We start from the raw sequence: 24,464 nt of genomic DNA on the forward strand, positions 1-24,464 counted from the left end.
AGGTGTTGGTCCCGGTCAAACGGGTGATCGATTACAACGTCAAGCCCCGGGTGAAATCTGACGAGACCGGCGTGGACCTCGCCAACGTCAAGATGTCCATGAACCCCTTCTGCGAAATCGCCGTGGAAGAGGCGGTCCGGCTGAAGGAAAAGGGCGTGGTGACCGAGGTCGTCGCGGTCTCGATCGGCCCGGCTCAAGCGCAGGAAACCCTGCGCACGGCGCTGGCCATGGGGGCCGACCGGGCCATCCTGGTCCAGACCGACGCCGACCTGGAGCCCCTGGCGGTCGCCAAGGTGCTGAAGGCGGTGATCGCTGAGGAGTCCCCGAACCTGGTGGTCATGGGCAAGCAGGCCATCGACGGCGATAACAACGCCACCGGCCAGATGCTGTCGGCCCTGCTGGGTTGGCCCCAGGCCAGCTTCGCCTCCAAGCTGGAACTGACCAGCGACAAGGCGACCGTGACCCGCGAAGTTGACGGTGGTCTGCAGACCATTGAAGCGCCGCTGCCGGTGATCATCACGGCCGACCTGCGCCTGAATGAGCCGCGTTATGCGTCTCTGCCCAACATCATGAAGGCCAAGAAGAAGCCCCTCGATACCAAGGACCTCGCGTCCTACGGCGTCGACACCGCGCCCCGCCTGAAGGTGGTCAAGGTCGTCGAGCCGCCCAAGCGTAGCGGTGGCATCAAGGTCGAAACCGCGGCCGATCTGGTCGCCAAACTCAAGACTGAAGCGGGGGTGCTCTAATGGCCGTTCTCGTCATCGCCGACCAAACCGGCGGCGCGCTCAGCGACAACACGCACAAGACCGTCTCGGCCGCCAAGGCCATCGGCGGGGATATCGACATCCTGGTCACCGGCAAGGACTGCAAGTCCGCTGCCGAGGCCGCCGCCAAGATTGAAGGCGTGCGCAAGGTGCTCCTGGCCCAAAGCGACGACCTAGGCCACGGCCTGGCCGAAGCGGTTGAGGCCGTGGTGGTCCCGCTCATGGCGGGCTACGACGCGGTGCTGACCCCGGCCACTTCCCAGGGCAAGAACTTCTCGCCCCGAATCGCCGCCAAGCTCGACGTGTCGCACATCTCTGACGTGGTCGAGGTGGTGGACGCCTCCACCTTCGTGCGTCCGATCTACGCCGGCAACGCCCTCGAAACCGTCCAGTCGGCCGAGGCCAAAAAGGTCATCACCGTGCGCCCCACCGCCTTCAAGGCGGCCGGCGAAGGCGGTTCGGCCGCCATTGAGGACATCGGGGCTGGCGCTGGGGCCGGCGGAACCAAGTTCGTGGGCGAGGAAATCGTCAAGTCGGAACGGCCGGAACTGACGGGTGCCAAGATTGTGGTGTCCGGCGGCCGCGCCATGGGTTCAGCCGAGGAGTTCCAGCGGGTGATCGAGCCCCTGGCCGACCGCCTTGGTGCCGCCGTTGGCGCCAGCCGCGCGGCGGTGGATGCCGGCTACGCCCCCAACGACTATCAGGTCGGCCAGACCGGCAAGGTGGTGGCGCCCGAGCTCTACATTGCCATCGGTATTTCCGGGGCCATCCAGCACCTGGCCGGCATGAAGGACTCAAAAGTCATCGTGGCGATCAACAAGGATGGCGATGCGCCGATCTTCCAGGTCGCCGACTTTGGCCTGGTGGCCGACTACAAGGCCGCTGTTCCTGACCTGATGACAGCCCTCGGCTGATCGACCAGAGGATCGGACGACGCGGTTGAGATGGACGAGGCGGCACCCCCCGGGTGCCGCCTCGTTTCGTTTGGAGTGCGGCTTTGGCGCCACAAGTCACACCCCCTTCACATTGCGGCGCAGCATAAAGGCCTTGGCGGGTTCGGCATGGCCCATGTTAGAAAGCCGTCACAGACCAGAGGCGGCCGTGCAGGCCGCCCGCAGATTTGGGGCGAGTGGACATGGTTGAGATCAGAACGGTCGGCGTGATCGGTGCCGGCCAGATGGGCTCCGGCATCGCGCATGTCTGCGCCCTGGGTGGCTACGATGTCTTGCTGCACGATGTCAGCCCCGAGCGGATCGAGACGGGCCTGGCCCAGATCGACCAGGCCCTGGCACGTCAGGTATCCCGTGGCCTGATTGAGGCCAGCGCCAAGGACGCCGCCCTGGCCCGGATCAAGGCGGCACCGGAGCTGCAGTCGGTCGGCGGATCGGACCTGGCCATTGAAGCGGCCACCGAGAACGAAGAGGTCAAGAAGTCGATCTTCCGCGCTCTGTCGCCCTATCTGGGTGCCAACACCCTGCTGGCGTCCAACACCTCCTCCATTTCCATCACGCGACTGGCCTCAGCCACCGACCGCCCCGAGCGGTTCATCGGCCTGCACTTCATGAACCCTGTGCCGCGCATGAACCTGGTGGAGATCATCCGCGGGATCGCCACCGATGCGGTGACCTATGAGGCGGCCGTGAACTTCGCCCGGTCGCTGGGCAAGACCACTGCCAACGCCGAAGATTTTCCCGCCTTCATCGTCAACCGGGTCCTGGTGCCGATGATCAATGAGGCGATCTACACCCTCTATGAGGGCGTGGGCACGGTAGAGGCCATCGATACGGCCATGAAGCTCGGTGCCAACCATCCCATGGGCCCCCTGGAGCTTGGGGATTTCATCGGTCTGGACACGGTCCTGTCGATCATGAACGTGCTCTATGACGGGCTTGCGGACTCCAAGTACCGTCCCTGCCCGCTGCTGGTGAAGTATGTCGAGGCCGGCTGGCTGGGCCGCAAGGCCGGGCGCGGCTTCTACGATTATCGCGGCGAGAACCCCGTCCCGACCCGCTGACCCAAAGCCCGTACGGGCCCGAAAACGCCGGCTGCGGCTGATCGGTGCGGGTTTGGTTAATATGTTCGACTTGCGCCCCTGCCCTGCCTGATACTAGGGGCGATTCGAACAGGCGGGTTCATGCGAAGGCTGACGCTTGCGCTGCTCTGCGGCGCCTATCTCTGTCTAGCGCTGATCATCGCCCTTTCCCTTTGGCGGAATGGCGGCGGCTGGGGCGCGGGCGCAGCGGCCCTGGTGGGCGGCCTGGGCCTGGCGTTTGCCTTCCATGGCCTGATTGAGCACGCCCTGACCGCAGCGGGCCTGCGCGGCGAGATCGCGGCCCTGCGCGACGCCCACCGGATCCTGCTGGACCAGGTAGAAAAGGTCGACGCCCGCCTGTCCCAGGTGGTCGAGACTGTCACCGACGACGCCATGCGCCGCTCTGAGGAGCTGTCGGGCGAGGTCCATATGCTGGAGGACCTGGTCCAACGCATGGGCCAGCGGCTGGAGGAGCGGGTTTCCGCCCCGCCAATGCAGGCCAGACCCGGCCACGACCCCCGCCGGGAAGCGGCCCTTCTGGAGACCGTCCGCGGGGCCCTGGCCGATAACCGGGTGGACCTCTACCTGCAGCCCGTCGTCGCCCTGCCCCAGCGCAAGACCATTTTCTACGAGAGCTTCTCACGGCTGCGCGATGAAAGCGGACGCGTCCTCATGCCCGCCGAGTACATCAGCGTGGCTGAGGCCGAGGGGCTGATGACAGCCATCGACAACCTGCTGCTGTTCCGCTGCGTGCAGATTGTCAGGCGACTGGCCAAACAGGACCGCAAGGTTGGCATCTTCTGCAATGTCGCCGCCACCAGCCTCGGCGACGAGAGCTTCTTCCCGCAGTTCCTCGACATGCTGGCGGCCAATCGGGATCTGGCCGGGGCCTTGATCTTCGAACTCGGCCAGGGTGCCTTTGAAGCCCGGGGCTCGGTTGAGGCCCGCAATATGGCCAAGCTGGCCGACCTTGGCTTCCGCTTCTCCCTGGACAAGGTCACCGACCTGGACTTTGACCTCCAGGATCTGGCCCGGTCGGATGTGAAGTTCGTCCGGGTCGGCGCTCAGATGCTGCTGGACGAGATGATCGAGCTCGACGGCCGTCTGGTGCTGAAGTCCCTTCCCGACCTGGCCGCCGAGGACTTCTGCCAGCTGACCCGTCGCTATGGCGTCGAGGTCATCGTCGAGAAGGTCGAGAGTGAGCGCCAGATCGTCGACCTGCTGGAGCTTGAGGTAGGCTACGGCCAAGGCCACCTGTTCGGCGAACCGCGCCCGATTCGCGAAGCCGTGCTGGCCGAAGCCGATCCGCCGGCAGATTTCCTGCGCCAGGGTCTGCGCCGCCGGGCCGGCGGTCGAGGCTGAACGGCTACAGGCTCAAGGGTGACCAGAGCCCGATTGACCCCGGACCTCAGGACCTTTACCGCCGCAGGCCATGACCAAGCCGCAGACGCCCCAGGGGCTTTCCGACCTCATCGACCACTATGACGTGCTGCTGAGCGACGTCTGGGGTGTGATCCACAATGGCCGGGAGAGCTTCCCGGAGGCCTGCGCCGCGCTCGCCCGCTGGCGGGCGGAGCGGGGCCCTGTGATCCTGATCTCCAACTCCCCGCGCCCGTCGGCCGATGTGGTGGCCCAGCTGGACGCCCTCGGCGTGCCCCGTGACGCCTGGACGGCCTTTGTCACCTCTGGCGACGCCACCCGGCTCCTGCTGGCTGAGCGCTCCCCGGGTCCGGCCTGGCGTCTGGGACCGGAGCGGGATGGCCCCCTCTATGAGGGTCTGGGCCTGGCCTTCGAGAGCCTGGATAAGGCCAGCTTCATTGCCTGCACCGGCCCGATCGATGACGAGACCGAAGGGCCCGAAGACTATCGGGCGCGCTTCGAAGGCGCTGCAGCCCGAGGGCTGGAAATGGTCTGCGCCAACCCCGACATCGTCGTTCAACGGGGCGACAAGCTGATCTATTGCGGTGGCGCGCTAGCCCAGCTGTACGAGACCCTGGGGGGTCAGGTCGTCATGGCCGGCAAGCCGCACAGCCCGATCTATGACCTCTGTGTCGCCGAGGCCGAGCGCCTGACAGGCGGCCCGGTGGACCGCGCCCGCCTGCTTTGCATCGGCGATGGGGTCGCCACTGACGTCAAAGGTGCCAATGCCCAGAACCTCGATGTGATGTTTGTCGCTGGCGGCATTCACGGGGCCGAAACCATCACTGAAGAAGGCCTGGACGCCGCCGCCGTCGAAGCCCTGCTCCGGCAGGAAGGCGCCGAGGCCCGCTGGGCCATGGCGAGCCTGTCCTGGTAAGCGCCTTCGCTTTGTGGCGGGCCGGGTCTATTCAAGGAGAAAACGGGGAGCGGTTCCTTGCCAGGACTATTTTTTGAAGACCTTCACCTGGACCAAAGCGCCCAGATCGCCCGCACGGTGAGCGCTGCTGATGTGGAGGCCTTCGCCGCCGTCTCGGGCGACGACAATCCCCTGCACCTGGACGAGGCCTATGCCGCCACCACGCCCTTCAAACGCCGCATCGCCCACGGCATGCTGACCGGTGCCTACATCTCTGCGGTGCTGGGCTCGCGCCTGCCCGGCCCCGGCGCGGTCTATGTCTCCCAGTCCCTGCGGTTTCGCAGGCCTGTGGGTCTGGGCGATGAGGTGACCACCACGGTCACCGTGCGCGAGCTGGACCCCCGCCGGGGGCATGCCACCTTCACCACCGTCTGCACCGTCGCCGGCAAGACCGTGGCCGACGGCGAGGCCGTGGTGCTCGTGCCCAAGCGCGGGGTCTGAACCATGCGTGTCATCAAGGGATGGAAGGATCTGATGGCCCGCGACCGCGGCGCCGCCGTCGCCCTTGGCAATTTTGACGGGGTACATCGGGGCCACCAGAAGGTGATCGCCCTGGCCGCCCAGGCTGCCCGGGCCAACGGCGCCCCCCTGGGAGTCATCAGCTTCGATCCGCACCCCCGGCAGATCTTTGCCCCCGATGCGCCGGCCTTTCGTCTGATGCGGCCTGGCCAGCAGGCCCGGGCCCTCGACGGCCTGGGCGTAGACCTGTTCTATGTTCTGCCCTTCGATCAGGAGATGGCGGGCCTGACCGACCACGACTTCGCCCAGAAGGTTCTGCATGAGGGCCTCGGGGTCAGCCATGTGGCGGTGGGCTTTGACATCTCCTTCGGCAAGGGCCGGACAGGCAGTCCCGCGACCATGAAGGACTATGGCCAGGCCCTGGGCTTCGGGGTCTCGGTGGCCGCCGCCGTCGCCGATGACAGCGGCGAGAAATACTCCTCCACCGCCGTCCGCGACGCCCTGCGCGAAGGCCACCCTGAGGCCGCTGCGGCGATCCTTGGCCGCCCCTTCGCCATCGAGGGCGTGGTGCAGCGGGGCCGGCAGCTGGGCCGGCAGCTGGGCTTCCCCACGGCCAATGTGCAGGTCGACGACTATGTCCAGCCGCGCTTTGGGGTCTATGCCACCCGTACGCGCCTGCCCGACGGCCGGCAGGTGCCCGGCGTGGCCAATATCGGGGTCAATCCGACCGTGGGTGAGGTCGCCCCGGTGCTGGAGGTCTGGCTGTTTGACTTCAATGAGGACCTCTACGATCAGACCATCGAGACCGATCTGATTACCTTCCTGAGGCCAGAACAGAAATTCTCAGGCCTGGAGGCGATGGTCGAACAGATCGGGCGCGACGCCAGTGAGGCCCGCAAGATCCTGATGCCGGACTTCTGAGGCCAGCCTAAAGGGCTCGCTCACGCCCTCCTGGTCTGCTAGGACGCCCCCATGACGAGGGGCCGCAAATCCTTGCGAATTAAACGCCCGGCGTGACGCCGCCGGAGCCTATGATCCAGCGCGCGCCGGGACCTGTTCCGCCCTCCTCCGCCTCCGACTTGGACGAAAAATCCCATGGCCGACGACGCTGAAAAGCGCACCGACTCTCCCGATCAGGCGGGGCGCGACTATCGCGAGACCGTCTTCCTGCCCCAGACTGACTTCCCCATGCGTGCAGGCCTGCCGCAGAAGGAGCCGCAGATCCTGGCCAAGTGGGACGAGATCGGCCTCTATCACGCCGCCCGCAAGGCCCGGCAGGCCGCGGGCGCGCCGCTGTTTGTCCTGCATGACGGCCCGCCCTACGCCAATGGCGCCATCCATATCGGTCATGCCCTGCAGAAGACCCTGAAGGACTTCGTGGTCCGATCGCGGTTTGCCCTGGGCTATGATGTGGACTTCGTGCCGGGTTGGGACTGCCACGGCCTGCCCATCGAGTGGAAGATCGAGGAAGAACTGCGCGGCCAGGGCCGACGCAAGGACGAGGTCTCCAAGGCCGAGTTCCGCGAGAAGTGCCGCGCCTATGCCGGCCAGTGGATCGATGTCCAGCGGGACGGGTTCAAGCGCCTGGGCGTGCTGGCCGACTGGGAGAACCGTTACGCCACCATGGACTATGGCAGCGAGGCGGCCATCGTCGCCGAATTCCACAAGTTCATGACCTCGGGACAGCTCTATCGGGGCTCAAAGCCGGTGATGTGGAGCCCGGTGGAGCGCACGGCCCTGGCCGACGCCGAGGTGGAGTACCACGATCACGCCTCCCCCACGGTCTGGGTGAAGTTCAAGGTTACCCAGGGCTCCGACGCCGCCCTGGGGGCCAGCGTCGTGATCTGGACCACCACGCCCTGGACCCTCCCGGCTAACCGGGCCATCGCCTATAACGAGGCCATCGCCTACGGGGCCTATCAGGTGGAGGCGATGGAGACCGACCTGGCCTTCGAACCCTGGGCCAAGGCTGGCGACCGGCTGATCGTCGCCGACAAACTGGCTGAGGAGGTCTTCAAGGCCGCCAAGATCGCCAAGTGGCGCAGGCTCGAGACCATCGACTGCCAGGGCATGGTCTGCGCCCACCCCTTGGCCACCCTGGACAGCCACTACGGCTTCTCCGTCCCCCTGCTCGCTGGCGATCACGTGACCGAGGACGCGGGCACAGGCTTCGTGCATACGGCACCGGGCCACGGGGCCGACGACTATGTGGTCTGGCTGGCCCACGGCCATCGGGAGATCCCTGACACGGTGGACGCCGACGGCGCCTACTATCCCCATGTGCCCCTGTTCGGCGGCCTCAAGGTCCTGGAGACCGAAGGCAAGAAGGCTGGCAAGTTCGGCCCGGCCAATCCGGCGGTGATCGAGAAACTGATCGAGGCCGGCGGCCTGCTGGCCCGGGGGCGACTGGAGCATTCCTATCCGCATTCGTGGCGCTCCAAAGCGCCGGTGATCTTCCGCAACACCCCCCAGTGGTTCATCCGCATGGACGAGCCCCTGGACACCCCGGCGCATGGGGGCCGCACCCTGCGCGAGACCGCCCTGGAGGCCATCGAGGCCACCGCCTTCTATCCCGAGGCCGGGCGCAACCGCATCCGCACCATGGTGGAGAGTCGGCCCGACTGGCTGATCAGCCGCCAGCGCGCCTGGGGCGCACCCCTGGCCATGTTCGTCGACAAGGAGACCGGCCAGCCCCTGCATGACGACGCGGTCAATGCCCGGATCATTGCAGCCATCGCCGCCGAGGGTGCCGACGCCTGGTTCACCCGGCCCGACACCGATTTCCTCGGATCCCACGATCCCGACCGCTACGAGAAGGTCGAGGACATCCTCGATGTCTGGTTCGATTCCGGCTCGACCCACGCCTTCACCCTGGAAGGCCGAGAGAACACCCGCTGGCCCGCCGACCTCTATCTCGAAGGCTCTGACCAACATCGCGGCTGGTTCCAGTCCTCCCTGCTGGAGAGCGCCGGAACCCGGGGCCGCGCCCCCTATAACGGGGTCCTCACCCATGGCTTCACCATGGATGAGAACGGCGAGAAGATGTCCAAGTCCAAGGGCAATACCGTTGATCCCAACCAGGTGATCAAGGAATCCGGGGCTGAGATCATCCGCCTGTGGGCGGCCATGGTCGACTATTCGGACGACCAGCGCATCGGCAAGACGATCCTGGCCACCACCGCTGATGCCTATCGCAAGCTGCGCAACACCTTGCGATATCTGCTGGGGGCCCTGGCCGGTTATGGCGAGGCCGAAGCCGTGGCCCTGGCGGACATGCCGCCCCTTGAGCGCTACGTCCTTCATCGCCTGTGGGAGCTGGATGGGGAGGTGCGCGGCGCCTATGAGCGCTTTGCCTTCCAGGACGTGATCCGGCCGCTGATCGCGTTTTGCCAAGAAGACCTCTCGGCCCTGTTCTTCGATGTGCGCCGGGACGCCCTCTATTGCGACCAACCTGCGTCCCTGCGCCGCCGAGCCGCCCGGACCGTAATGCATGCAGCCTTCGAGCGCCTGACGGTCTGGCTGGCTCCCCTGGCCCCCTTCACCACCGAAGAAGCCTGGACAATGCGGTTCCCAGACGCCGGCTCCAACGCCCTGCGGGTCTTCCCCGACACCCCCGCCAGCTGGGCCAATCCTGAGGAAGCCGACCGCTGGTCCAAGGTCCAGGCGGTTACCGCCGTGGTCACTGGCGCCCTGGAGGTGGAGCGCCGGGAGAAGCGCCTCGGGGCCGCCCTGGAGGCCGCGCCGGTGGTCCATATCAGCGACCCGTCCCTGCTGGCCGCCTTTGAGGGCCTGGACGCCGCCGAGGTATTCCGGACCAGCCAGGCGACCCTGATGGCCGGCCAAGGCCCTGAGCGCGCCTTCCGGCTGCCGGAGAGCCCGGCTGTGGCGGTTGAGCCCCTGCTGGCCCAGGGCCGCAAATGTGCCCGCTCCTGGCGTATTCTGCCCGAGGTGGGGCAAGATCCCCGCTACGGCGATCTCTCCCTGCGCGACGCCGAGGCCGTGGCGGCCTGGGATGCCGCCCAAGGCGCGACCTGAGGCGACCGCCGATGACCCTGTCGAGCCTGATCAATCGCCACGGCTGGACCGCCTACGGCCTGGCCCTCAGCGTGATCGTCCTGGACCAGCTGTCCAAGCACTGGATCCTGTTCATTTATGACCTGCCAACCCGGATCAGCGAGCAGGTCATAGGCCCCTTCTTCCTGACCATGGTCTGGAACCAGGGGGTCAGCTTCGGCCTGCTGCGGGCCGATCACGACCTGGGCCGCTGGCTGCTGGTGGGCTTTTCCGTCCTGGTGGCCATCGCCCTGGCCGTCTGGGCCAGGCGCGCCGACCGCACCCTGATGGCCCTGGCGCTGGGCCTGGTCATCGGCGGCGCCATTGGCAATGCCATTGACCGGGCGAGGTTCGGTGCCGTGGCAGACTTCCTGGATTTCTCGCGGTTCTATTTTCCGTGGGTGTTCAACATCGCCGACGCCGCCATCTCCGTCGGGGTGGTTCTGCTGTTGATCGATGGGTTCCGGCGCGACGCCAAGACCTAAGGACGTTGGCGCCGGGCCCCTGTTTGCGCTAAGGCAATGGACTTTCCGGCCGGGGGCGGCCTTTGGGAGCGTTATGTCATGACCCTCAACCGCGTGATCCTCGCCGGCGCCCTGGTTGCGTCCGTAGGTCTGGCTGGCTGCAGCTCTACCCGCCAGGCGCTCGGCATGACCAAGGTGACCCCGGATGAATTCCGGGTGGTGACCAAGGCCCCCCTGGTGGTGCCCCCTGACTATTCCCTGCGTCCGCCAGCCCCCGGTGAGCCCCAGCCCCAGGAACTGCGCCCTGAAAGCGCCGCCCGCGCGGCCCTGGTGGGCGAGCGTGAGGCCATGAACCGCAGCGCCGGTGAACAGCAGCTGGTGGCCAAGGCCGGTCTGGCCGGGGCCGATCCCCTGATCCGCTATGTCGTTGACGATGAGTTCGGCGACATCGCCCACAAGGACAAGGGCTTTGCCGACCGGGTCATGTTCTGGCGTGGCGGTTCGGCTGCGACCCAGCCCGCCGGCCCCGACCTGTCGGGTCCCATCGATGCCGAGGCCGAACAGGCGCGGATCAATGGCATTACGGGCGGCGGCAATGTGGTCATCCGCCGGGAAGCCGGCAGCCGCATCAAGCTGCCTGGTCTCTAGACCCCAGGACTGAGCTTCAGTCCTCCGCCGGGGTGCGGATCTCGTAGCCCAGGGTACCCAGCCGATCGAGCACGCCCCCCTGCGCCAGAAGGGGGCGAAGCTGCACCACAGCCACACTATGGCCCGGCCGCTTCAGCGCCGCGACGATGGACGCCGTCTGGTCTGCCTTCAGGCGCGCGTCCAGGTCCGCCGCCCCTGGGGCCGCAGCAATACACCGCTCATAGCTGCGTTCGCCCCCCAGGGCCTCGCGCACCTGCCCCCAGGCCCAGGCCCGGGCGGCGGCTTCTGCAGAGCCAGGACCCGCCTCCACCGCCGCCAGGGCCTCCAGGACACAGGCCCGCTGTGCCTCGGCCGGGGTCCGCAGCACAGCCGCCAACAGAGGGGCGGCATCATAGGTCCTGGCCTCGACCCGAATCCCCCGTGCCGCCGCCATCCGACCGATGGTCTTGGCTGGATCAGCTGCGGTCAGGCGAGCAGCGTCCCGATAGTCGCTGATCAGCAGCAGGGCTGCGGCCATGCCATTGCGCGTCCCGTAACGGTCGGCGGGTTGGCCGGCGATGGTGCGCGCGGCGATGAAGCGCGCGCTCAAGGGCCCCTCAAGGGTGTCTTCAAACGGGGTGGAGGACCGTAGCCTCAGCAGGCTGACCAGAGCGCCTGGGGCGGTGAGCAAATTCACGCTGGCGCTGTTGAAGGGCAGAATGACCAGGTTGGCCCCCTCCAACCGCCGCTCCAGGGTGCTCGGATCCCAGCCCGAGCCCTTGGGGATCAGCGAGGGCACGCCCATCACATAGACGGTGGAATCGTCATCTGAGACCCGCCACCAGGCCGGGCCGAGCTCCCGGGCGGTGACCACCAGTTCGTCCACCAGCACCGCGTCAGGGTCCTGCGGCAGGGGAGCTGGGCCCTGGGCGGCCGCCCCCACGGGGGTTGCCAGCAGGAGCAGTCCGCAGAGGAGGGCGATCAAGCGCATCATCTCAGTCCTCAAGAGCCGCCCCTGCAGCCTGAATCGTCCTATAACCTCATTTGGACCCAGGCTCGAACATGCGCATCCATCGCCTTCCCCCCGAAACCGTCAACCGCATCGCCGCCGGCGAGGTGGTCGAACGCCCGGCCAGTGCCATCAAGGAGCTGGTGGAAAACGCCCTGGACGCCGGTGCCCGACAGATCGAGGTACAGGTGGAGGGCGGCGGCCTGTCCCGCATCCTGGTGGCCGACGATGGGTTTGGCCTGTCGCCTGAGGAGCTGCTGTTGGCGGTCGAACGCCACGCCACCTCCAAGCTCCTGCCGGACGACGCCGGCGACTACGACCTGTTGCGCATCGCCACCCTCGGATTCCGGGGGGAAGCCCTGCCCTCGATCGGCTCAGTGGCGAGGCTTTCCATCACCAGCCGCGCCAAGGGGGCCGCCGACGCCTTTGCCCTGCGGGTCGATGGCGGGGCGATGGGGCAGGTGTCACCAGCGGCGTTTCCAGGCCCCCATGGGGCGCGGGTGGAGGTGCGCGACCTGTTCTACGCCACGCCGGCGCGGCTGAAGTTCATGAAGTCCGAGCGGGCCGAGGCCATGGCCATCGCCGAGGAGATCAAGCGCCAGGCCATGGCCCATGAGGCCGTCAGCTTCAGCCTGGAGATCGACGGGCGAAAGGTCCTGCGTCTGCCGGCCGAGCCCGCCGGGGATGTGGGACGACTGGCACGGCTGTCGGCCATCATGGGCCGGGAGTTCTCCGACAATGCGCTCTTGATCGACCATGTCCGCGAGGGCGTGCGTCTGTCGGGCTATGCCGGCCTGCCGACGCTCAACCGGGGCAACGCCGCCCACCAGTACCTGTTCGTCAATGGCCGGCCGGTCCGGGACCGGCTGCTGCAAGGGGCACTGCGCGGTGCCTATGCCGACTTTTTGGCCAGGGACCGCCATCCCCTGACAGCCCTGTTTCTGGAGCTCGATCCGGCCCAGGTGGATGTGAACGTTCATCCGGCCAAGGCCGAGGTTCGGTTCCGTGATCCGGCCCTGGTGCGGGGGCTGATCGTCGGTGGCCTGCGCCACGCCCTGGCCGGTGCCGGGCACCGGGCCTCGACCACCGTGGCCGCCGACGCCCTGCAGGGCCTGCGGCCCGGTATGGTGCCCGCCCCAGCCTATCGTCCCGGTCCCTCCGCGGCCGGCTTTTCCAGCTGGAGCGGCGGCGGTTGGGGTCAGGCCCTCGCCCAGGCCATTCCGGGCCTGAGCGCAACCTCCGCCCGCCATGAGCCAGTCCATGAACCTTCGCCGCAGGGCTACGGGTTTGGGGAGGGGGACGCCGCCACGGCCCTCGCGCCTGATCTGGTGGACTATCCCCTCGGCGCAGCGCGGGCCCAGGTGCACGAGACCTATATCGTCGCCCAGACCCGCGACGGGGTGGTCATTGTAGACCAGCATGCGGCTCATGAGCGGCTGGTCTACGAGAAGATGAAAGCCGAAATGGCGGTGGGCGCCGTGGCCCGACAGGCCCTGCTGATCCCCGAGGTGGTGGAGCTGGACCCGGCCGAGGCCGAGCGGATCGTGGCCCGCGCCGAGGAGCTGGCGGCGCTGGGTCTCGTCATCGAGCCCTTTGGCATCGGCGCGGTTCTGGTCCGCGAGACCCCGGCCCTGCTGGGCACCACAGACGCTGCAGGCCTGGTGCGCGACATCGCCGATGACCTGGCCGAGACCGACCAGGCCCTAGCGCTCAAGGAACGGCTGGCTGAGGTCTGCTCCACCATGGCCTGCCACGGCTCGGTCCGGGCCGGACGACGGCTGACGGGACCTGAGATGAACGCCCTGCTCCGCCAGATGGAGGCCACCCCCCATTCCGGGCAGTGCAACCATGGCCGCCCGACCTATGTGGAACTCAAGCTCGCCGACATCGAGCGGCTGTTTGGCCGGCGCTGATCAGGATTGAAGGTTGGGCCGCTGCGCCCTAAGCTTCCGGCGATCACTGAAAGAGGGATGTTCATGTCACCCGCTGCGGTCACCGCCCGGGCCTGACGGACTTCAGGGCGGCCTTGGTCGCCCGTCCGTCATGAGGCCAACACCCTGCGACCTGCGCCGCGTTGGCGCGCAGGTCGCTTGGCACGGGCTATTCTGCCGGACGATCTCCTTGAACATTCCCAAACCGCAGCAAAGGACGCTGCACGCCCTCGCCCAGGGGGCGACCCTTCGCCCTGTCCGCGACCACCGTGGCCATATCATTGACGTGGACTGCATCACTGGGGAGGGCTGGCGCCTCACCGATTGCGACCTCGCCGTCTTTCAGGCCCTGCGGCGGCGGGGCTTCATCGCCAGCCGCAACGGCGGACCTTACCGGATCACCCGGGAGGGCCTCGCCAACCTGCGCAGCCGGCAGGACAACCGGACGACCTCACGCCTCTGGTGAGTATTTCAGGAAGTGGACGCGCGCGGCGCCGTAGTCGCGGGTGTCCACGTCCTCGAAGCCTTGCAGGGTGGCTGCAGGTTCGCTCGCCCCCCGCTCCCAGACGATCAGGGCGCCGGGCGTCAACCAGCCCCCCTCCGCCAGGGCCGGAAGGCAGGCCTCGCCCAAGCCCTTGCCGTAAGGCGGGTCGAGGAAGGCCAGGTCGAAGGCTGGGCCATCACCGCCGGGGCGGACGCCCAGCTGGGTGGCGTCGCGGCGATGAACCCGGGTGCGGCCAAACAGGCCCATGGCGTCCACATTCTCGCGGATGGCGCCACGGGCCTCTTCGTCGGTCTCCACGAACAGACAGAACGTCGCCCCCCGGGACAGGGCCTCAAACCCCAGCGCGCCAGAACCGGCGAACAGGTCGATGACGCGGATGTCTCTCAGGCCCTCCGACCAGGGGGCGTGCTCCAGGATATTGAAGATCGCCTGCCGGGCACGGTCGGAGGTCGGTCGGGTGTTCACCCCTTGCGGCGCGGCGAGGCTCTTGCCGCGAAACTCGCCCGAAACGATACGCATGGCTTAGCCCCGGGACTTGGGTCCACGGGGCCCGCCTGGCCCGCGCGAAGGGCCGCCAGGGCGCGGACCGCCCCGTGAAGGCCCGGCTGGACGCTCACCCTTGCCGCCGGCGTGGGGCGGGCGCTCGGACGACGACTTGCCGCCCGGCTGAGCCTTGCCAGGGGCGGGCCTTGGCCGCGGGACGCCCGATCCCGCCGCACGGGGACGCTCAGAGGACGGGCGCTCGCCCTTGCCGCCATGGGGACGCGGCGATGAGGCGCGCGGCCGCTCAGACTTGGCCCCATCCGGTCTGGGCCCCTCGGATCTGGCTGCAGCAGGCTTGGCGCGGTCCGGCCTGGGACGGTCGACGCTCGCCCGTTCGGAGGACAGGCGCGCGCCCCGGGGGCGGTCGGTCTGAGCCCGTTCGGGCCGCGCGTCCCTGGGGCGGTCAGCGGCGGGGCGCTCCGGTCGTGGACGGTCGGTCCGGTCAGCCCGTTCGGCGCTGGCCGCGCTCGCCCGGGCGGCCTGGACCCTGGCCTTGTTGAGCATCACCCGGCCCTCGGCGAGCGCCGCATCACGGCCGCTGACCTTGGGAGCAGGGCGGGCCTTGGGAACCCCCTTGGGCCGCACCGTGACCTTGGCCTTGGCCCAGCCGGGCTTGTAGCTCTTCTTGACTTCGGGCTTGGCCTCGACGCGCTCCACCTCGGCGCTGGCCCGACGCGCCGCGCCCGCCGAGCGATTGCGCTTGGGTGGCGAATAGGCCGGACGGTCCCCCTTGGGCATGTCCTCAGGGGCGATGAAGTCCGCAAACTGTTCGCGCAGGACCCGCGGGCCGACCTCCTCGATCTCGCCGGCCTCCAGCACGCCGAGCGCCAGCGGCCCGTAAGAGAGGCGGATCAGCCGGTTCACCTGCAGGCCCAGGGATTCCAGCACCCGGCGAACCTCCCGGTTCTTGCCCTCGGTCAGGGTCAGGCTGATCCAGACATTGGCCCCTTGCGCACCTTCCCGGGCCTTGTCGATGCGGGCCTCGATGGGACCATAGTTGACGCCTTCGACGGTCACCCCGTGTTTCAGCCCGTCCAGCTTGTCCTGGGTGATGCGCCCATGGGCCCGGGCGCGGTAGCGGCGCTGCAGGCCGGTGGACGGCAGTTCCAGGGCCCGGGCCAGGGCCCCGTCATTGGTGAGCAGCAGCAGACCTTCGGTGTTCAGGTCCAGCCGACCCACCGAAATCAGCCGGGGCAGGCCATCGGGCAGGGCTTCAAACACCGTGGAGCGACCCGCCGGATCAGCATGGGTGGTCACCAGGCCCGCCGGCTTGTGGTAGCGGAACAGGCGGGCCGGCTCGCGGTCGTTCACCACCTCGCCATCGACGGTGAGGATGTCGCCAGCCTCGACCTTGATCGCCGGCGTGGTGAGAACCTGGCCATTGAGGGCCACACGGCCGGCTTCAATCAGGCGCTCCACCTCCCGGCGGGAGGCGACGCCGGCGCGGGCCAGGGCCTTGGCCACCCGCTCGCCGCCACCCTCGGCCCCGTCGGGCACAGAGGGGTCGTGGGCGTCTGGGGCTTGACCGGAGGGGGGTCGGGGAGTTCGTTGCCGTTCGTGGACCATGATCATCGCACCATGCGCATCGCCCTGCGCGCCGCGCAAGACGCCGCCGCACGCGGGGAAACCCCTGTGGGCGCCTGTGTGTTCGATCCGGCCACCGGCGAGGTGATCGCCATCGGGGCCAATGGCCCCATCGGGACCCATGATCCCACCGCCCATGCCGAGATCGTCGCCCTGCGTGAAGCCGCCCGCAAGCTCGGCAATTACCGGCTGACGAGCCTGACCCTGGTGGTCACGCTGGAGCCCTGCGCCATGTGCGCCGGTGCCATCAGCCATGCGAGGATCGGCCGTGTGGTGTTCGGGGCCGAGGACCCCAAGGGCGGCGCAATCATCCACGGTCCGAAGTTTTTTGAACAACCGACCTGCCACTGGCGGCCTGAGGTCACCGGCGGGATCCTGGCCGACGAAAGCGCCGACCTGCTCCGCAGCTTCTTCCGCGCCCGGCGGGGCAAGCCTGCAACCGTCCCGCCGGAGCAGACCTAAGCGCTGCAAAACTTGCCAAGGCCCCCTGCCCGGTCGGATGATGCCGCCCATAAGAATTCGAACATTTGGGAGACGACCATGGGATTGCTCGACGGAAAAGTGGCCATCGTGACCGGAGCCGGCGGCGGCCTCGGCGAGGCCTATGCCAAGCTGTTTGCCAAGGAAGGTGCCAAGGTGGTGGTCAACGACCTGGGTGGAACCCGCGACGGGTCTGGCGCCGATCGCAGTGCCGCCCAGAAGGTGGTCGACGAGATCAAGGAAGCCGGCGGCGAGGCCGTGGCCAATGGGGACGATGTCTCCACCGTCGAAGGCGGCGAGAACATCCTCAAGACCGCCCTGGACGCTTACGGCAAGATCGACATCCTGGTCTGCAACGCCGGCATCCTGCGCGACAAGACCTTCGCCAACACCTCGGAGGCCGACTGGGACCTGGTGGTGAAGGTGCACCTGAAGGGCACCTATTGCTGCGCCTGGCCGGTGTGGAAGTGGATGAAGGACAACAATCATCCCGGCGTGATGGTGCTGACCTCGTCCACCTCGGGCCTCTATGGCAATTTCGGCCAGGCCAATTATGGGGCGGCCAAGGCCGGCATCTATGGCCTGATGCGCGTGCTGTCGATCGAGGGCCGCAAGTACGGCATCCGCGTCATGGGGCTGGCGCCCGGTGCCTTTACCCGCATGACGTCCGACCTGCCCGGCCGCCAGGGCAAGGAGCCCGATCCCATGAGCCTGCCGGAGAACATTGCGCCGGGCGTGCTCTACATGGTGTCGGATCTGGCCGCCGATCATTCGGGCAAGGTGCTGGGGGTCTCATCGCGCGGTGTGCGCGAGATCAAGATGGTCCAGACCGACGGCTTCAACCCGGGCAAGCCCTATACCGCCCAGGACGTGGCCAAGCACGCTGAGGCGGTCTTCTTCCCCACCGCCGCCGAACGCACCGCCGCCAGCGCCTAGGGGGCGGGGGGGCGAGGTCTTGTGTCCTTCGAGGCTCGCCTGCGCCAGCAGGGCCTCGAAGGACGAGGGCCGTCGTAGGTTGGGCCTTCAGACCTCCTCCAGCCGCCCATCCAGACGTGTCCGCACTGCGGGCCACTCGTCCGCCAGAATGGAGAAAACCACCGTGTCGCGGACCCGACCGGTCCAGACGACCCGGTTCTGACGCAAGATCCCTTCTTGCACAGCGCCCAGCTTCAGGACCGCCGCCCGTGATCGCAGGTTGATGGCGTCCACATTCAGCTGCACCCGCCGGGCGCCCGCCCCGAAGGCGTGCTCCAGCATCAGCCGCTTGGCCGCCGGGTTCACCAGCCCGCCGCGCTGGTCGGGATGATAGTAGGTGCCGCCGATCTCCACCGAGGCGTTGATGGGATCAGGGCCGATATAGCTGGTCATGCCGATGCAGCGCTCCTGCACGATCACGGCATGGGGAATCCAGCTGCCCTCTGCGGCCTGGGCCATCATCCTGGACCAGCCGGCGTCGAAATGCTCTGGGGCCATGGAGTGGGGATAGAGGTCGCGCCAGACCGACAGGTCGGCAGCGCAGGCGCTCTGCAACGCGGCGCGGTGATCTTCGGCTAAGGGCTCAAGGCGCACATGCCGATTGTGCATAATCTTGGCGTTTAGCTGCATTTCACCCCTATGACCCTAGGACACGAAGAATCTTTCACCCCTCCCCTTGCCTTTGGCCTTTGGGGGATTATCTCAGTCTGGCCCTTTTGGGCGTTTCCTCCCTAAAACTTTCGAGCCGCGCCCTTCATGGACGCGGCTCTTTTTTTGTCTTCAGGCCAGGAGCAGCTGGGCGGCCTGGATCAGATAGAGGCCGCCGACGGCGGTAACGATCCACCTGGTCCAACGCTTGAAGTTCACGTCGCTCATCGTCTCCAGGATCAGGCCACCGCACCAGGTGCCGATCATGGACAGCGGAATGGCCAGGGCAAACAGCCAGAGCGGCGGCATCCCAGCGCCTCCAGCGCCAGCCCCAACCAGCAGGGGCGCCCCATAGACAATGATCTTGGCCAGGTGGGCGAAAACCTGGGTGGCGGCCTTGGTGGCAACGATGGCATGGCGGGTGAGCTCGGTGCGGACGAAGAAGATGTCCAGGAGCGGGCCCGCCACCCCGGCCAGCAAGTTCAGGCCGGTGACCAGGAAGCCCGAGGCCAGGGCGTGGGCCGGACGGGCGGCGTCCAGCCTCAACCAGGTCTGAGGCAGCCAGGTGAGCAGGGGAACCAGGCCGAGCAGCAGGAAAAGCAGGCCCTTGGATGGGGCGGCCACCACCAGGGAGACCAGCACCCCGGCGACCAGGGAGGCCAGCGCATACCAGCCGACAATGTCCCAGTGAACGTGGCGCCTATGCAGGATCGCCCGCCAGCCATTGGCGACCAGCTGCAGGACGCCATGGGTGACGAAGGCCGCCGACACCGGCAGGACGAGCGCCAGGGCGCCCATCAGAACCAGGCCCCCGGCCATGCCGAAGACCCCGGACAGGGTGGCCGTCGCAAAGGCGGCGGCCAGGATGAAGCTCGCAATGGGAAGAGTCACAGTCGGTAGCCTCCAGAAAAGCGGCCGGCCCCAAACGGCGGGCACAGGCCGCCGCCAGGAAACGGTCCGCAGCGCGTCGCGCGCGGGACGGAGCAGGCGCTGCAAGCCTCATTGGGCGAGCGCCTTGTAGAAGACGGTGGTGGCCTCAGGCCGACCGTCCGTGGAGAGGGCAAAATCGGGAATCACGCCGACGCGAACCCAGTCGCCCCGGGCATAGAGCCGCTCAGCATCGCCGCCGGTGACGGTGTCGAGCACCAGGAGGCTCAGGCCCATCTGGCGAGCGGCGGTCTCCGCCTCCGCCAGCAGCAAGCCGCCAAGCCCCTGGCGGCGGGCCCGGGGATGGACCAGCATCTTGGCCACGTCCCCACGATGGGGCTGGTTCTCTGGACCGGCAGGGATCACCTGAACGACGCCGCAGAGACCCGCCGCGTCATGGGCCAGGATTACGGCCCGGCCGTCATCATCGGCCAACTGCCCCGCCCACCATGCAGCCGCGCGCTCAGGCTCCAGGCCCTTCAGGAACGAGACGGAGGCACCCCCCGCAACACAGATCGCCAGAAGCTCGCCCAGGGCCGCCACATGGGCGCAGGCTTCGGGAGCGGACAGGCGGCTGAGGCTGATCTGCGAACTCATCTTCGTCCCCATACACCCGGGAAAGACAGATCGCCAGAAAGCCGAAAGGCCCCGGCGGTGACGCCGGGGCCTTGGGATCTCATGCCAGGATTATAGGCCAATGAAGCCTAGTTCCGGAACACCGCCGCGGTGGACGGGTCGTGGGGCATTTCGCGGTACTGGCGCAGCTCGTGGCGCCCCACCACCATGTGGTGGACCTCATCGGGGCCGTCCGCCAGGCGCAGGGTGCGGGTGGAGGTGTACATCCGGGCGAGCGGGGTCTTCTGCGAGACGCCGGTGGCACCATACATCTGGATGGCCTGATCAATGATCTGGCAGACCCGCTCGGGCACCATGGCCTTGACCATGTGGATCCAGATCCGGGCTTCCTGGCGATCGAGCACGTCCATGGCCTTGGCGGCCTTGAGCACCATCAGGCGCATGGCCTCGATCTCGATCCGGGCGCGGCTGACGATCTCGACATTGCCGCCCAGCTGGATGATCGGCTTGCCGAAGGCTTCCCGGGTCAGGCCGCGGGTGACCATCAGGTCGAGCGCCTTCTCGGCCTGGCCGATGGCGCGCATGCAGTGGTGGATCCGGCCGGGGCCGAGGCGCAGCTGGCTGATCTCGAAGCCGCGGCCTTCGCCCAGCAGCATGTTCGAGGCCGGCACGCGCACATTGTCGAAGACGATGTGCATGTGGCCGTGCGGCGCGTCTGGATCACCAAACACGTTCATCGGCCCGACCACATGGACGCCGGGGGTGTCCATGGGCACCAGGATCTGCGACTGGCGCAGGTGGGGCGGGCCCTCGGGGCTGGTCTGCACCATGGTGATCATCACCTTACAGCGCGGGTCGCCGGCACCGGAGATGTAGTGCTTCTCGCCGTTGATCACGTACTCGTCGCCCACCAGGGTGGCGCGCATGCGGATGTTCTTGGCATCAGACGAGGCCATATCTGGCTCGGTCATGGCGAAGGCAGAGCGAATCTTGCCTTCCAGCAGCGGCTTCAGCCACTTTTCCTTCTGCTCGGGCGTACCGACGCGCTCGAGGACTTCCATATTGCCGGTATCGGGCGCGGCGCAGTTCATGGTTTCCGAGGCCATCGGGTTCTTGCCAAGCTCGACGGCGATATAGGCGTAGTCGAGGTTGGAGAGGCCCTCGCCGGTCTCGGCGTTGGGCAGGAAGAAGTTCCACAGGCCCTCGGCCTTGGCCTTGTCCTTGGCGGCTTCCAGGACTTCCAGCTGACCCGGCGCATAGGACCAGATGTCGGTCTTGCCTTCGCCCAGACGATGGAATTCCACCGACATGGGCTGAACCACCTCCTCAATGAACCGCTTCACATGGTTCAGGAGCGGCACGGCCTTTTCGGAGATGCGGAGATCGTTGAGCGCGTCCTGCGGGTTCAGCGCGAAGCTGGATTGGGGTTTCTCGGCGGCGATGTTCATGGTGGTCCTCCCGGGACATGGGCGTTGAAGCTGGGGCGCCGGGGCTGGCCGCAGGGGCCAGGGCGCGCCCGGATCGATCTCTTTCCCACCATCGGCGCAGAATTGCTGAAAATCAAACGCCTGTTCGTCACGGGGGCCTAAAAGGCGTTCAAACATTTGTTTGAACGAGAGGCGCGCCCCATGGATTTCGAATATTCGGCACGGCAGAAGGCCCTGATCGCCCGGGTCGAGGCGTTCATGGACGAGCATGTGATGCCGGCCATTCCGGTCTATGAGGCCGAGCAAGCCCAAGGGGACCGTTGGAAGGTTCTGCCGGTGATCGAGGCGCTGAAGGCCAAGGCCCGGTCCCAGGGCCTCTGGAACATGTTCATGCCACCCGCCTCAGGCGTCGCCCATGTGGATGACAGCTTCGTCTTCGAAGGCGAGGTCCTCACCAATCTGGAATACGCCCCCATCGCTGAGATCATGGGTCGGGTGGAGTTCGCCGCTGAGGTGTTCAATTGCTCGGCACCCGACACCGGCAATATGGAAATCCTCAACCGCTACGGGACCCTGGCCCAGAAGGAGCGCTGGCTGCGCCCCCTGATGAACGGTGAGATCCGCTCGGCCTTTCTGATGACTGAGCCCCAGGTGGCCTCATCCGACGCCACCAATATCGAGACCCGCATCGTCCGAGACGGGGACCACTATGTGATCAACGGGCGCAAATGGTGGTCCTCGGGCATGGGCGATCCCCGCTGCAAGGTGGCCGTGGTCATGGGCAAGACCGACCTTGAGGCACCTCGCCATCAGCAGCAGAGCCAGGTCCTGGTGCCCATGGACGCGCCCGGCGTGAAGATCGTGCGGATGCTGCCGGTGTTCGGCTATGACGACGCCCCCCACGGCCATGCCGAGGCGGTGCTGGAAGATGTCCGGGTGCCCGTGCAGGACGCCCTGCTGCTGGGCGAGGGGCGGGGCTTTGAGATCAGCCAGGCCCGCCTCGGCCCAGGGCGGATTCACCACTGCATGCGCACCATAGGCGCGGCCGAGGTGGCCCTGGACAAGATGTGCCGGCGGCTCAAGAGCCGCACCGCATTTGGCAAGGCGATTTCCGAACACTCGGTCTGGGAGGAGCGTATCGCCCGGGCCCGCATCGATATCGAGATGACCCGCCTGCTCTGCCTGAAGGCCGCCGACATGATGGACAAGGCCGGCAACAAGGTCGCCCGCCTGGAGATCGCCATGATCAAGGTCCAGGCCCCGACCATGGCTCTGAGAATCATCGACGACGCCATCCAGGCCCATGGGGGCGCAGGGGTGACCAGCGATTTCGGCCTGGCCAAGGCCTATGCCGGGCAACGCACCCTGCGACTGGCCGATGGCCCAGATGAAGTCCACAACCGCACCATCGCGCGGATGGAACTGGCCAAGTCCGGCGATCTGCGGGCCCGGCTGGAGGCTGAGCAGGACGCTCAGCGCGTGCCGGTGGGCTCGCGCTGAGGCCTCGCTAGGCAGATCGCCTCAGAAGGTGGCCGGCCGGGTGAGCACGAACAGGCTGAGCACGCCAGCCAGGGCCATCAGGGCGGGAAGGATTTTGATCATCTTGACCATAGGTCAAAGATAGGCACGGGCATGGCGCCTATCCAGTTAAGGTTCTGAAAGAAAACCTGACCCGGACCCCGGTCCCACGGATGGCGAATTGCCGCAGCCTCGCTTGACTTCGGGGGCGCGCCTTCCTAATTGCAGGCCGCGTTAGCACTCGGGGCTGGCGGCTGCTAACATGGGCCCACCCCGAGGTCTGACCTCATTGCAATTCCAATAGTTCCGAATGGAGCAAGACCAAAATGGCGTTTCGTCCTTTGGGAGACCGCGTCCTCGTGCGGCGTGTCGAGGAAGAACAGAAGACCAAGGGCGGGATCATCATTCCCGACACCGTGAAGGAAAAGCCGCAGGAAGGCGAAATCATCGCCGTCGGCCCTGGCGCCCGTGATGACAGCGGCAAGATCCAGCCGCTGGACGTCAAGACCGGCGATCGCATCCTGTTCGGCAAGTGGTCCGGCACCGAGATCAAGCTCGAGGGCGAAGACCTGCTGATCATGAAGGAAAGCGACGTTCTGGGCGTTCTCGACTAAGAGCCCCGGCCCGCGCTGACCCGCTTGCCCCTTGGGGGCGAGCACCAAGACATTCGGCCCAGGCGGGCCGCCCGGATGATCCGGAGCGCCGCCTTCGCCATCAAGGAAAGTAGAAGAAGAAATGGCTGCGAAAGACGTCTATTTCTCCGCTGACGCCCGCGACCGCATGCTCCGCGGCGTCAACATCCTCGCCAATGCCGTGAAGGTGACCCTGGGCCCCAAGGGCCGCAACGTGGTCATCGAAAAGTCCTTCGGCGCCCCGCGCTCCACCAAGGACGGCGTGTCGGTGGCCAAGGAAATCGAACTGGCTGACCGCTTCGAGAACCTCGGCGCCCAGATGATCCGCGAAGTCGCGTCGAAGACCAACGACAAGGCCGGCGACGGCACGACCACGGCGACCGTTCTGGCCCAGGCCATCGTGGTCGAGGGTCTGAAGTCGGTGGCCGCCGGCATGAACCCGATGGATCTGAAGCGCGGCATCGACAAGGCCGTCTCCAAGGTGATCGAAGAGATCAAGGCCACCTCCAAGAAGGTCTCGGCCAATTCCGAGATCGCCCAGGTCGGCACCATCTCCGCCAACGGCGACACCGAAGTCGGCGAGATGATCGCCCGGGCCATGGACAAGGTCGGCAACGAAGGCGTCATCACGGTTGAAGAAGCCAAGACCGCCGAAACCGAACTCGACGTCGTCGAAGGCATGCAGTTCGACCGCGGCTACCTGTCGCCCTACTTCATCACCAACGCCGACAAGATGGAGGCCGATCTCGAAGAGCCTCTGATCCTGCTCTACGAAAAGAAGCTCTCGACCCTTCAGCCCTTGCTGCCGGTGCTTGAAGCCGTGGTCCAGTCGGGTCGTCCCCTGCTGATCATCGCCGAGGACATCGAAGGTGAGGCGCTCGCCACCCTGGTGGTCAACAAGCTGCGGGGCGGTCTGCGCGTCGCCGCCGTCAAGGCGCCGGGCTTCGGCGATCGCCGCAAGGCCATGCTGGAAGA

At 67.1% G+C, this 24,464-nt stretch carries 24 protein-coding genes; 17 read left to right on the top strand and 7 right to left on the bottom strand.

The features are described from left to right. The first annotated feature begins 2 nt into the window (after positions 1 to 2). From MH112_RS03655 to MH112_RS03700, 10 genes are all read left to right on the top strand, one after another. The gene (locus MH112_RS03655) at positions 3 to 746 is read left to right on the top strand and encodes an electron transfer flavoprotein subunit beta/FixA family protein (protein ID WP_296563992.1); all 744 of its coding nucleotides are present in this window, start codon (positions 3 to 5) and stop codon (positions 744 to 746) included. Then, the gene (locus MH112_RS03660; RefSeq protein WP_296563995.1) at positions 746 to 1,678 is read left to right on the top strand and encodes an FAD-binding protein; all 933 of its coding nucleotides are present in this window, start codon (positions 746 to 748) and stop codon (positions 1,676 to 1,678) included. Before MH112_RS03655 ends, MH112_RS03660 begins: the two co-directional genes overlap by 1 nt. A 221-nt stretch (positions 1,679 to 1,899) precedes the next feature. Beyond that, positions 1,900 to 2,778, top strand: coding sequence for a 3-hydroxybutyryl-CoA dehydrogenase (locus tag MH112_RS03665; RefSeq protein ID WP_296563997.1), 879 nt, complete (start codon positions 1,900 to 1,902; stop codon positions 2,776 to 2,778). A gap of 120 nt (positions 2,779 to 2,898) precedes the next feature. Further along, positions 2,899 to 4,158 carry an EAL domain-containing protein gene (locus tag MH112_RS03670; RefSeq protein ID WP_296563999.1) on the top strand — a complete coding sequence of 420 codons (1,260 nt, stop codon included), beginning with the start codon at positions 2,899 to 2,901 and terminating at the stop codon, positions 4,156 to 4,158. Between the two features lie 70 nt (positions 4,159 to 4,228). Further along, positions 4,229 to 5,092, top strand: a complete 864-nt coding sequence (locus tag MH112_RS03675; protein ID WP_296564002.1) for a TIGR01459 family HAD-type hydrolase — start codon at positions 4,229 to 4,231, stop codon at positions 5,090 to 5,092. A 57-nt stretch (positions 5,093 to 5,149) separates the two neighbouring features. Further along, a complete protein-coding gene (locus MH112_RS03680) occupies positions 5,150 to 5,572 on the top strand; it encodes a MaoC family dehydratase (RefSeq protein ID WP_296564006.1) in 423 nt (140 codons plus the stop codon). Between the two features lie 3 nt (positions 5,573 to 5,575). Continuing rightward, positions 5,576 to 6,511, top strand: coding sequence for a bifunctional riboflavin kinase/FAD synthetase (locus MH112_RS03685; protein WP_296564009.1), 936 nt, complete (start codon positions 5,576 to 5,578; stop codon positions 6,509 to 6,511). A gap of 174 nt (positions 6,512 to 6,685) precedes the next feature. Further along, positions 6,686 to 9,625, top strand: coding sequence for an isoleucine--tRNA ligase (gene ileS / locus MH112_RS03690; protein WP_296564013.1), 2,940 nt, complete (start codon positions 6,686 to 6,688; stop codon positions 9,623 to 9,625). A gap of 11 nt (positions 9,626 to 9,636) precedes the next feature. Beyond that, entirely contained in the window at positions 9,637 to 10,128 is a 492-nt protein-coding gene (lspA, locus tag MH112_RS03695) for a signal peptidase II (RefSeq protein WP_296564016.1), read from the top strand. A gap of 78 nt (positions 10,129 to 10,206) precedes the next feature. Continuing rightward, positions 10,207 to 10,755: a DUF3035 domain-containing protein gene (locus MH112_RS03700; RefSeq protein WP_296564019.1), complete on the top strand. Its 549-nt coding sequence runs from the start codon at positions 10,207 to 10,209 to the stop codon at positions 10,753 to 10,755. Positions 10,756 to 10,771: 16 nt separating this feature from the next. Here MH112_RS03700 and MH112_RS03705 read toward each other — a convergent pair whose 3' ends face one another. Beyond that, positions 10,772 to 11,728 (bottom strand): TraB/GumN family protein, encoded by a 957-nt coding sequence (locus MH112_RS03705; RefSeq protein WP_296564021.1) that lies wholly within the window; start codon positions 11,726 to 11,728, stop codon positions 10,772 to 10,774. A 68-nt stretch (positions 11,729 to 11,796) separates the two neighbouring features. Here MH112_RS03705 and mutL point away from each other — a divergent pair, with 68 nt between their 5' ends. Next, positions 11,797 to 13,656 (top strand): DNA mismatch repair endonuclease MutL, encoded by a 1,860-nt coding sequence (gene mutL, locus MH112_RS03710; RefSeq protein WP_296564024.1) that lies wholly within the window; start codon positions 11,797 to 11,799, stop codon positions 13,654 to 13,656. A gap of 208 nt (positions 13,657 to 13,864) precedes the next feature. Then, complete coding sequence (locus MH112_RS03715) at positions 13,865 to 14,140, top strand: YjhX family toxin (protein WP_296564027.1); 276 nt, start codon at positions 13,865 to 13,867, stop codon at positions 14,138 to 14,140. Here the strand turns inward: MH112_RS03715 and rsmD are convergent. Both rsmD and MH112_RS03725 read right to left on the bottom strand, forming a co-directional pair. Continuing rightward, positions 14,126 to 14,698 (bottom strand): 16S rRNA (guanine(966)-N(2))-methyltransferase RsmD, encoded by a 573-nt coding sequence (rsmD, locus tag MH112_RS03720; protein WP_296564030.1) that lies wholly within the window; start codon positions 14,696 to 14,698, stop codon positions 14,126 to 14,128. The genes MH112_RS03715 and rsmD overlap by 15 nt on opposite strands. A gap of 3 nt (positions 14,699 to 14,701) precedes the next feature. After that, positions 14,702 to 16,219, bottom strand: a complete 1,518-nt coding sequence (locus MH112_RS03725) for a pseudouridine synthase (protein WP_296564035.1) — start codon at positions 16,217 to 16,219, stop codon at positions 14,702 to 14,704. 60 nt (positions 16,220 to 16,279) lie between these two features. Here MH112_RS03725 and tadA point away from each other — a divergent pair, with 60 nt between their 5' ends. After that, a complete protein-coding gene (tadA, locus tag MH112_RS03730) occupies positions 16,280 to 16,768 on the top strand; it encodes a tRNA adenosine(34) deaminase TadA (RefSeq protein ID WP_365786094.1) in 489 nt (162 codons plus the stop codon). A 78-nt stretch (positions 16,769 to 16,846) separates the two neighbouring features. Beyond that, positions 16,847 to 17,722: an SDR family NAD(P)-dependent oxidoreductase gene (locus MH112_RS03735; RefSeq protein WP_296564038.1), complete on the top strand. Its 876-nt coding sequence runs from the start codon at positions 16,847 to 16,849 to the stop codon at positions 17,720 to 17,722. A gap of 87 nt (positions 17,723 to 17,809) precedes the next feature. On the opposite strand, the gene MH112_RS03740 is transcribed toward MH112_RS03735, so the two are convergent. The 4 genes from MH112_RS03740 to MH112_RS03755 form a co-directional block, all read right to left on the bottom strand. Further along, on the bottom strand, positions 17,810 to 18,391 hold the full coding sequence (locus MH112_RS03740; protein ID WP_296564040.1) for a GNAT family protein: 582 nt from the start codon (positions 18,389 to 18,391) through the stop codon (positions 17,810 to 17,812). Between the two features lie 150 nt (positions 18,392 to 18,541). Beyond that, positions 18,542 to 19,300, bottom strand: a complete 759-nt coding sequence (locus tag MH112_RS03745; protein WP_296564043.1) for a TSUP family transporter — start codon at positions 19,298 to 19,300, stop codon at positions 18,542 to 18,544. 108 nt (positions 19,301 to 19,408) lie between these two features. Continuing rightward, positions 19,409 to 19,933, bottom strand: coding sequence for a GNAT family N-acetyltransferase (locus tag MH112_RS03750; protein WP_296564046.1), 525 nt, complete (start codon positions 19,931 to 19,933; stop codon positions 19,409 to 19,411). Between the two features lie 107 nt (positions 19,934 to 20,040). Next, positions 20,041 to 21,360: an acyl-CoA dehydrogenase family protein gene (locus tag MH112_RS03755; RefSeq protein WP_296564048.1), complete on the bottom strand. Its 1,320-nt coding sequence runs from the start codon at positions 21,358 to 21,360 to the stop codon at positions 20,041 to 20,043. Positions 21,361 to 21,540: 180 nt separating this feature from the next. On the opposite strand from MH112_RS03755, the gene MH112_RS03760 reads away from it, so the two are divergent. The 3 genes from MH112_RS03760 to groEL all read left to right on the top strand — a co-directional run. Continuing rightward, positions 21,541 to 22,839, top strand: a complete 1,299-nt coding sequence (locus MH112_RS03760) for an acyl-CoA dehydrogenase family protein (RefSeq protein WP_296564049.1) — start codon at positions 21,541 to 21,543, stop codon at positions 22,837 to 22,839. Positions 22,840 to 23,183: 344 nt separating this feature from the next. After that, the gene (gene groES, locus MH112_RS03765; protein WP_296564051.1) at positions 23,184 to 23,471 is read left to right on the top strand and encodes a co-chaperone GroES; all 288 of its coding nucleotides are present in this window, start codon (positions 23,184 to 23,186) and stop codon (positions 23,469 to 23,471) included. A gap of 121 nt (positions 23,472 to 23,592) precedes the next feature. Then, positions 23,593 to 24,464, top strand: an 872-nt coding sequence (groEL, locus tag MH112_RS03770) for a chaperonin GroEL (RefSeq protein ID WP_296564053.1), incomplete at its 3' end; no start/stop codon positions are given.

The sequence above is a fragment of the Phenylobacterium sp. genome (assembly GCF_022402485.1).
Classification (GTDB): Bacteria; Pseudomonadota; Alphaproteobacteria; order Caulobacterales; family Caulobacteraceae; genus Phenylobacterium.

Coding starts and splice junctions, on each gene's coding strand:
- rsmD (WP_296564030.1), bottom strand. CDS start 14,698: ATGCGTATCGTTTCGGGCGAGTTTCGCGGCAAGAGCCTCGCCGCGCCG.
- MH112_RS03700 (WP_296564019.1), top strand. CDS start 10,207: ATGACCCTCAACCGCGTGATCCTCGCCGGCGCCCTGGTTGCGTCCGTA.
- MH112_RS03665 (WP_296563997.1), top strand. CDS start 1,900: ATGGTTGAGATCAGAACGGTCGGCGTGATCGGTGCCGGCCAGATGGGC.
- MH112_RS03760 (WP_296564049.1), top strand. CDS start 21,541: ATGGATTTCGAATATTCGGCACGGCAGAAGGCCCTGATCGCCCGGGTC.
- MH112_RS03675 (WP_296564002.1), top strand. CDS start 4,229: ATGACCAAGCCGCAGACGCCCCAGGGGCTTTCCGACCTCATCGACCAC.
- MH112_RS03685 (WP_296564009.1), top strand. CDS start 5,576: ATGCGTGTCATCAAGGGATGGAAGGATCTGATGGCCCGCGACCGCGGC.
- groES (WP_296564051.1), top strand. CDS start 23,184: ATGGCGTTTCGTCCTTTGGGAGACCGCGTCCTCGTGCGGCGTGTCGAG.
- MH112_RS03670 (WP_296563999.1), top strand. CDS start 2,899: ATGCGAAGGCTGACGCTTGCGCTGCTCTGCGGCGCCTATCTCTGTCTA.
- lspA (WP_296564016.1), top strand. CDS start 9,637: ATGACCCTGTCGAGCCTGATCAATCGCCACGGCTGGACCGCCTACGGC.
- mutL (WP_296564024.1), top strand. CDS start 11,797: ATGCGCATCCATCGCCTTCCCCCCGAAACCGTCAACCGCATCGCCGCC.
- ileS (WP_296564013.1), top strand. CDS start 6,686: ATGGCCGACGACGCTGAAAAGCGCACCGACTCTCCCGATCAGGCGGGG.
- MH112_RS03705 (WP_296564021.1), bottom strand. CDS start 11,728: ATGATGCGCTTGATCGCCCTCCTCTGCGGACTGCTCCTGCTGGCAACC.
- MH112_RS03660 (WP_296563995.1), top strand. CDS start 746: ATGGCCGTTCTCGTCATCGCCGACCAAACCGGCGGCGCGCTCAGCGAC.
- MH112_RS03755 (WP_296564048.1), bottom strand. CDS start 21,360: ATGAACATCGCCGCCGAGAAACCCCAATCCAGCTTCGCGCTGAACCCG.
- MH112_RS03735 (WP_296564038.1), top strand. CDS start 16,847: ATGGGATTGCTCGACGGAAAAGTGGCCATCGTGACCGGAGCCGGCGGC.
- MH112_RS03750 (WP_296564046.1), bottom strand. CDS start 19,933: ATGAGTTCGCAGATCAGCCTCAGCCGCCTGTCCGCTCCCGAAGCCTGC.
- MH112_RS03740 (WP_296564040.1), bottom strand. CDS start 18,391: ATGCAGCTAAACGCCAAGATTATGCACAATCGGCATGTGCGCCTTGAG.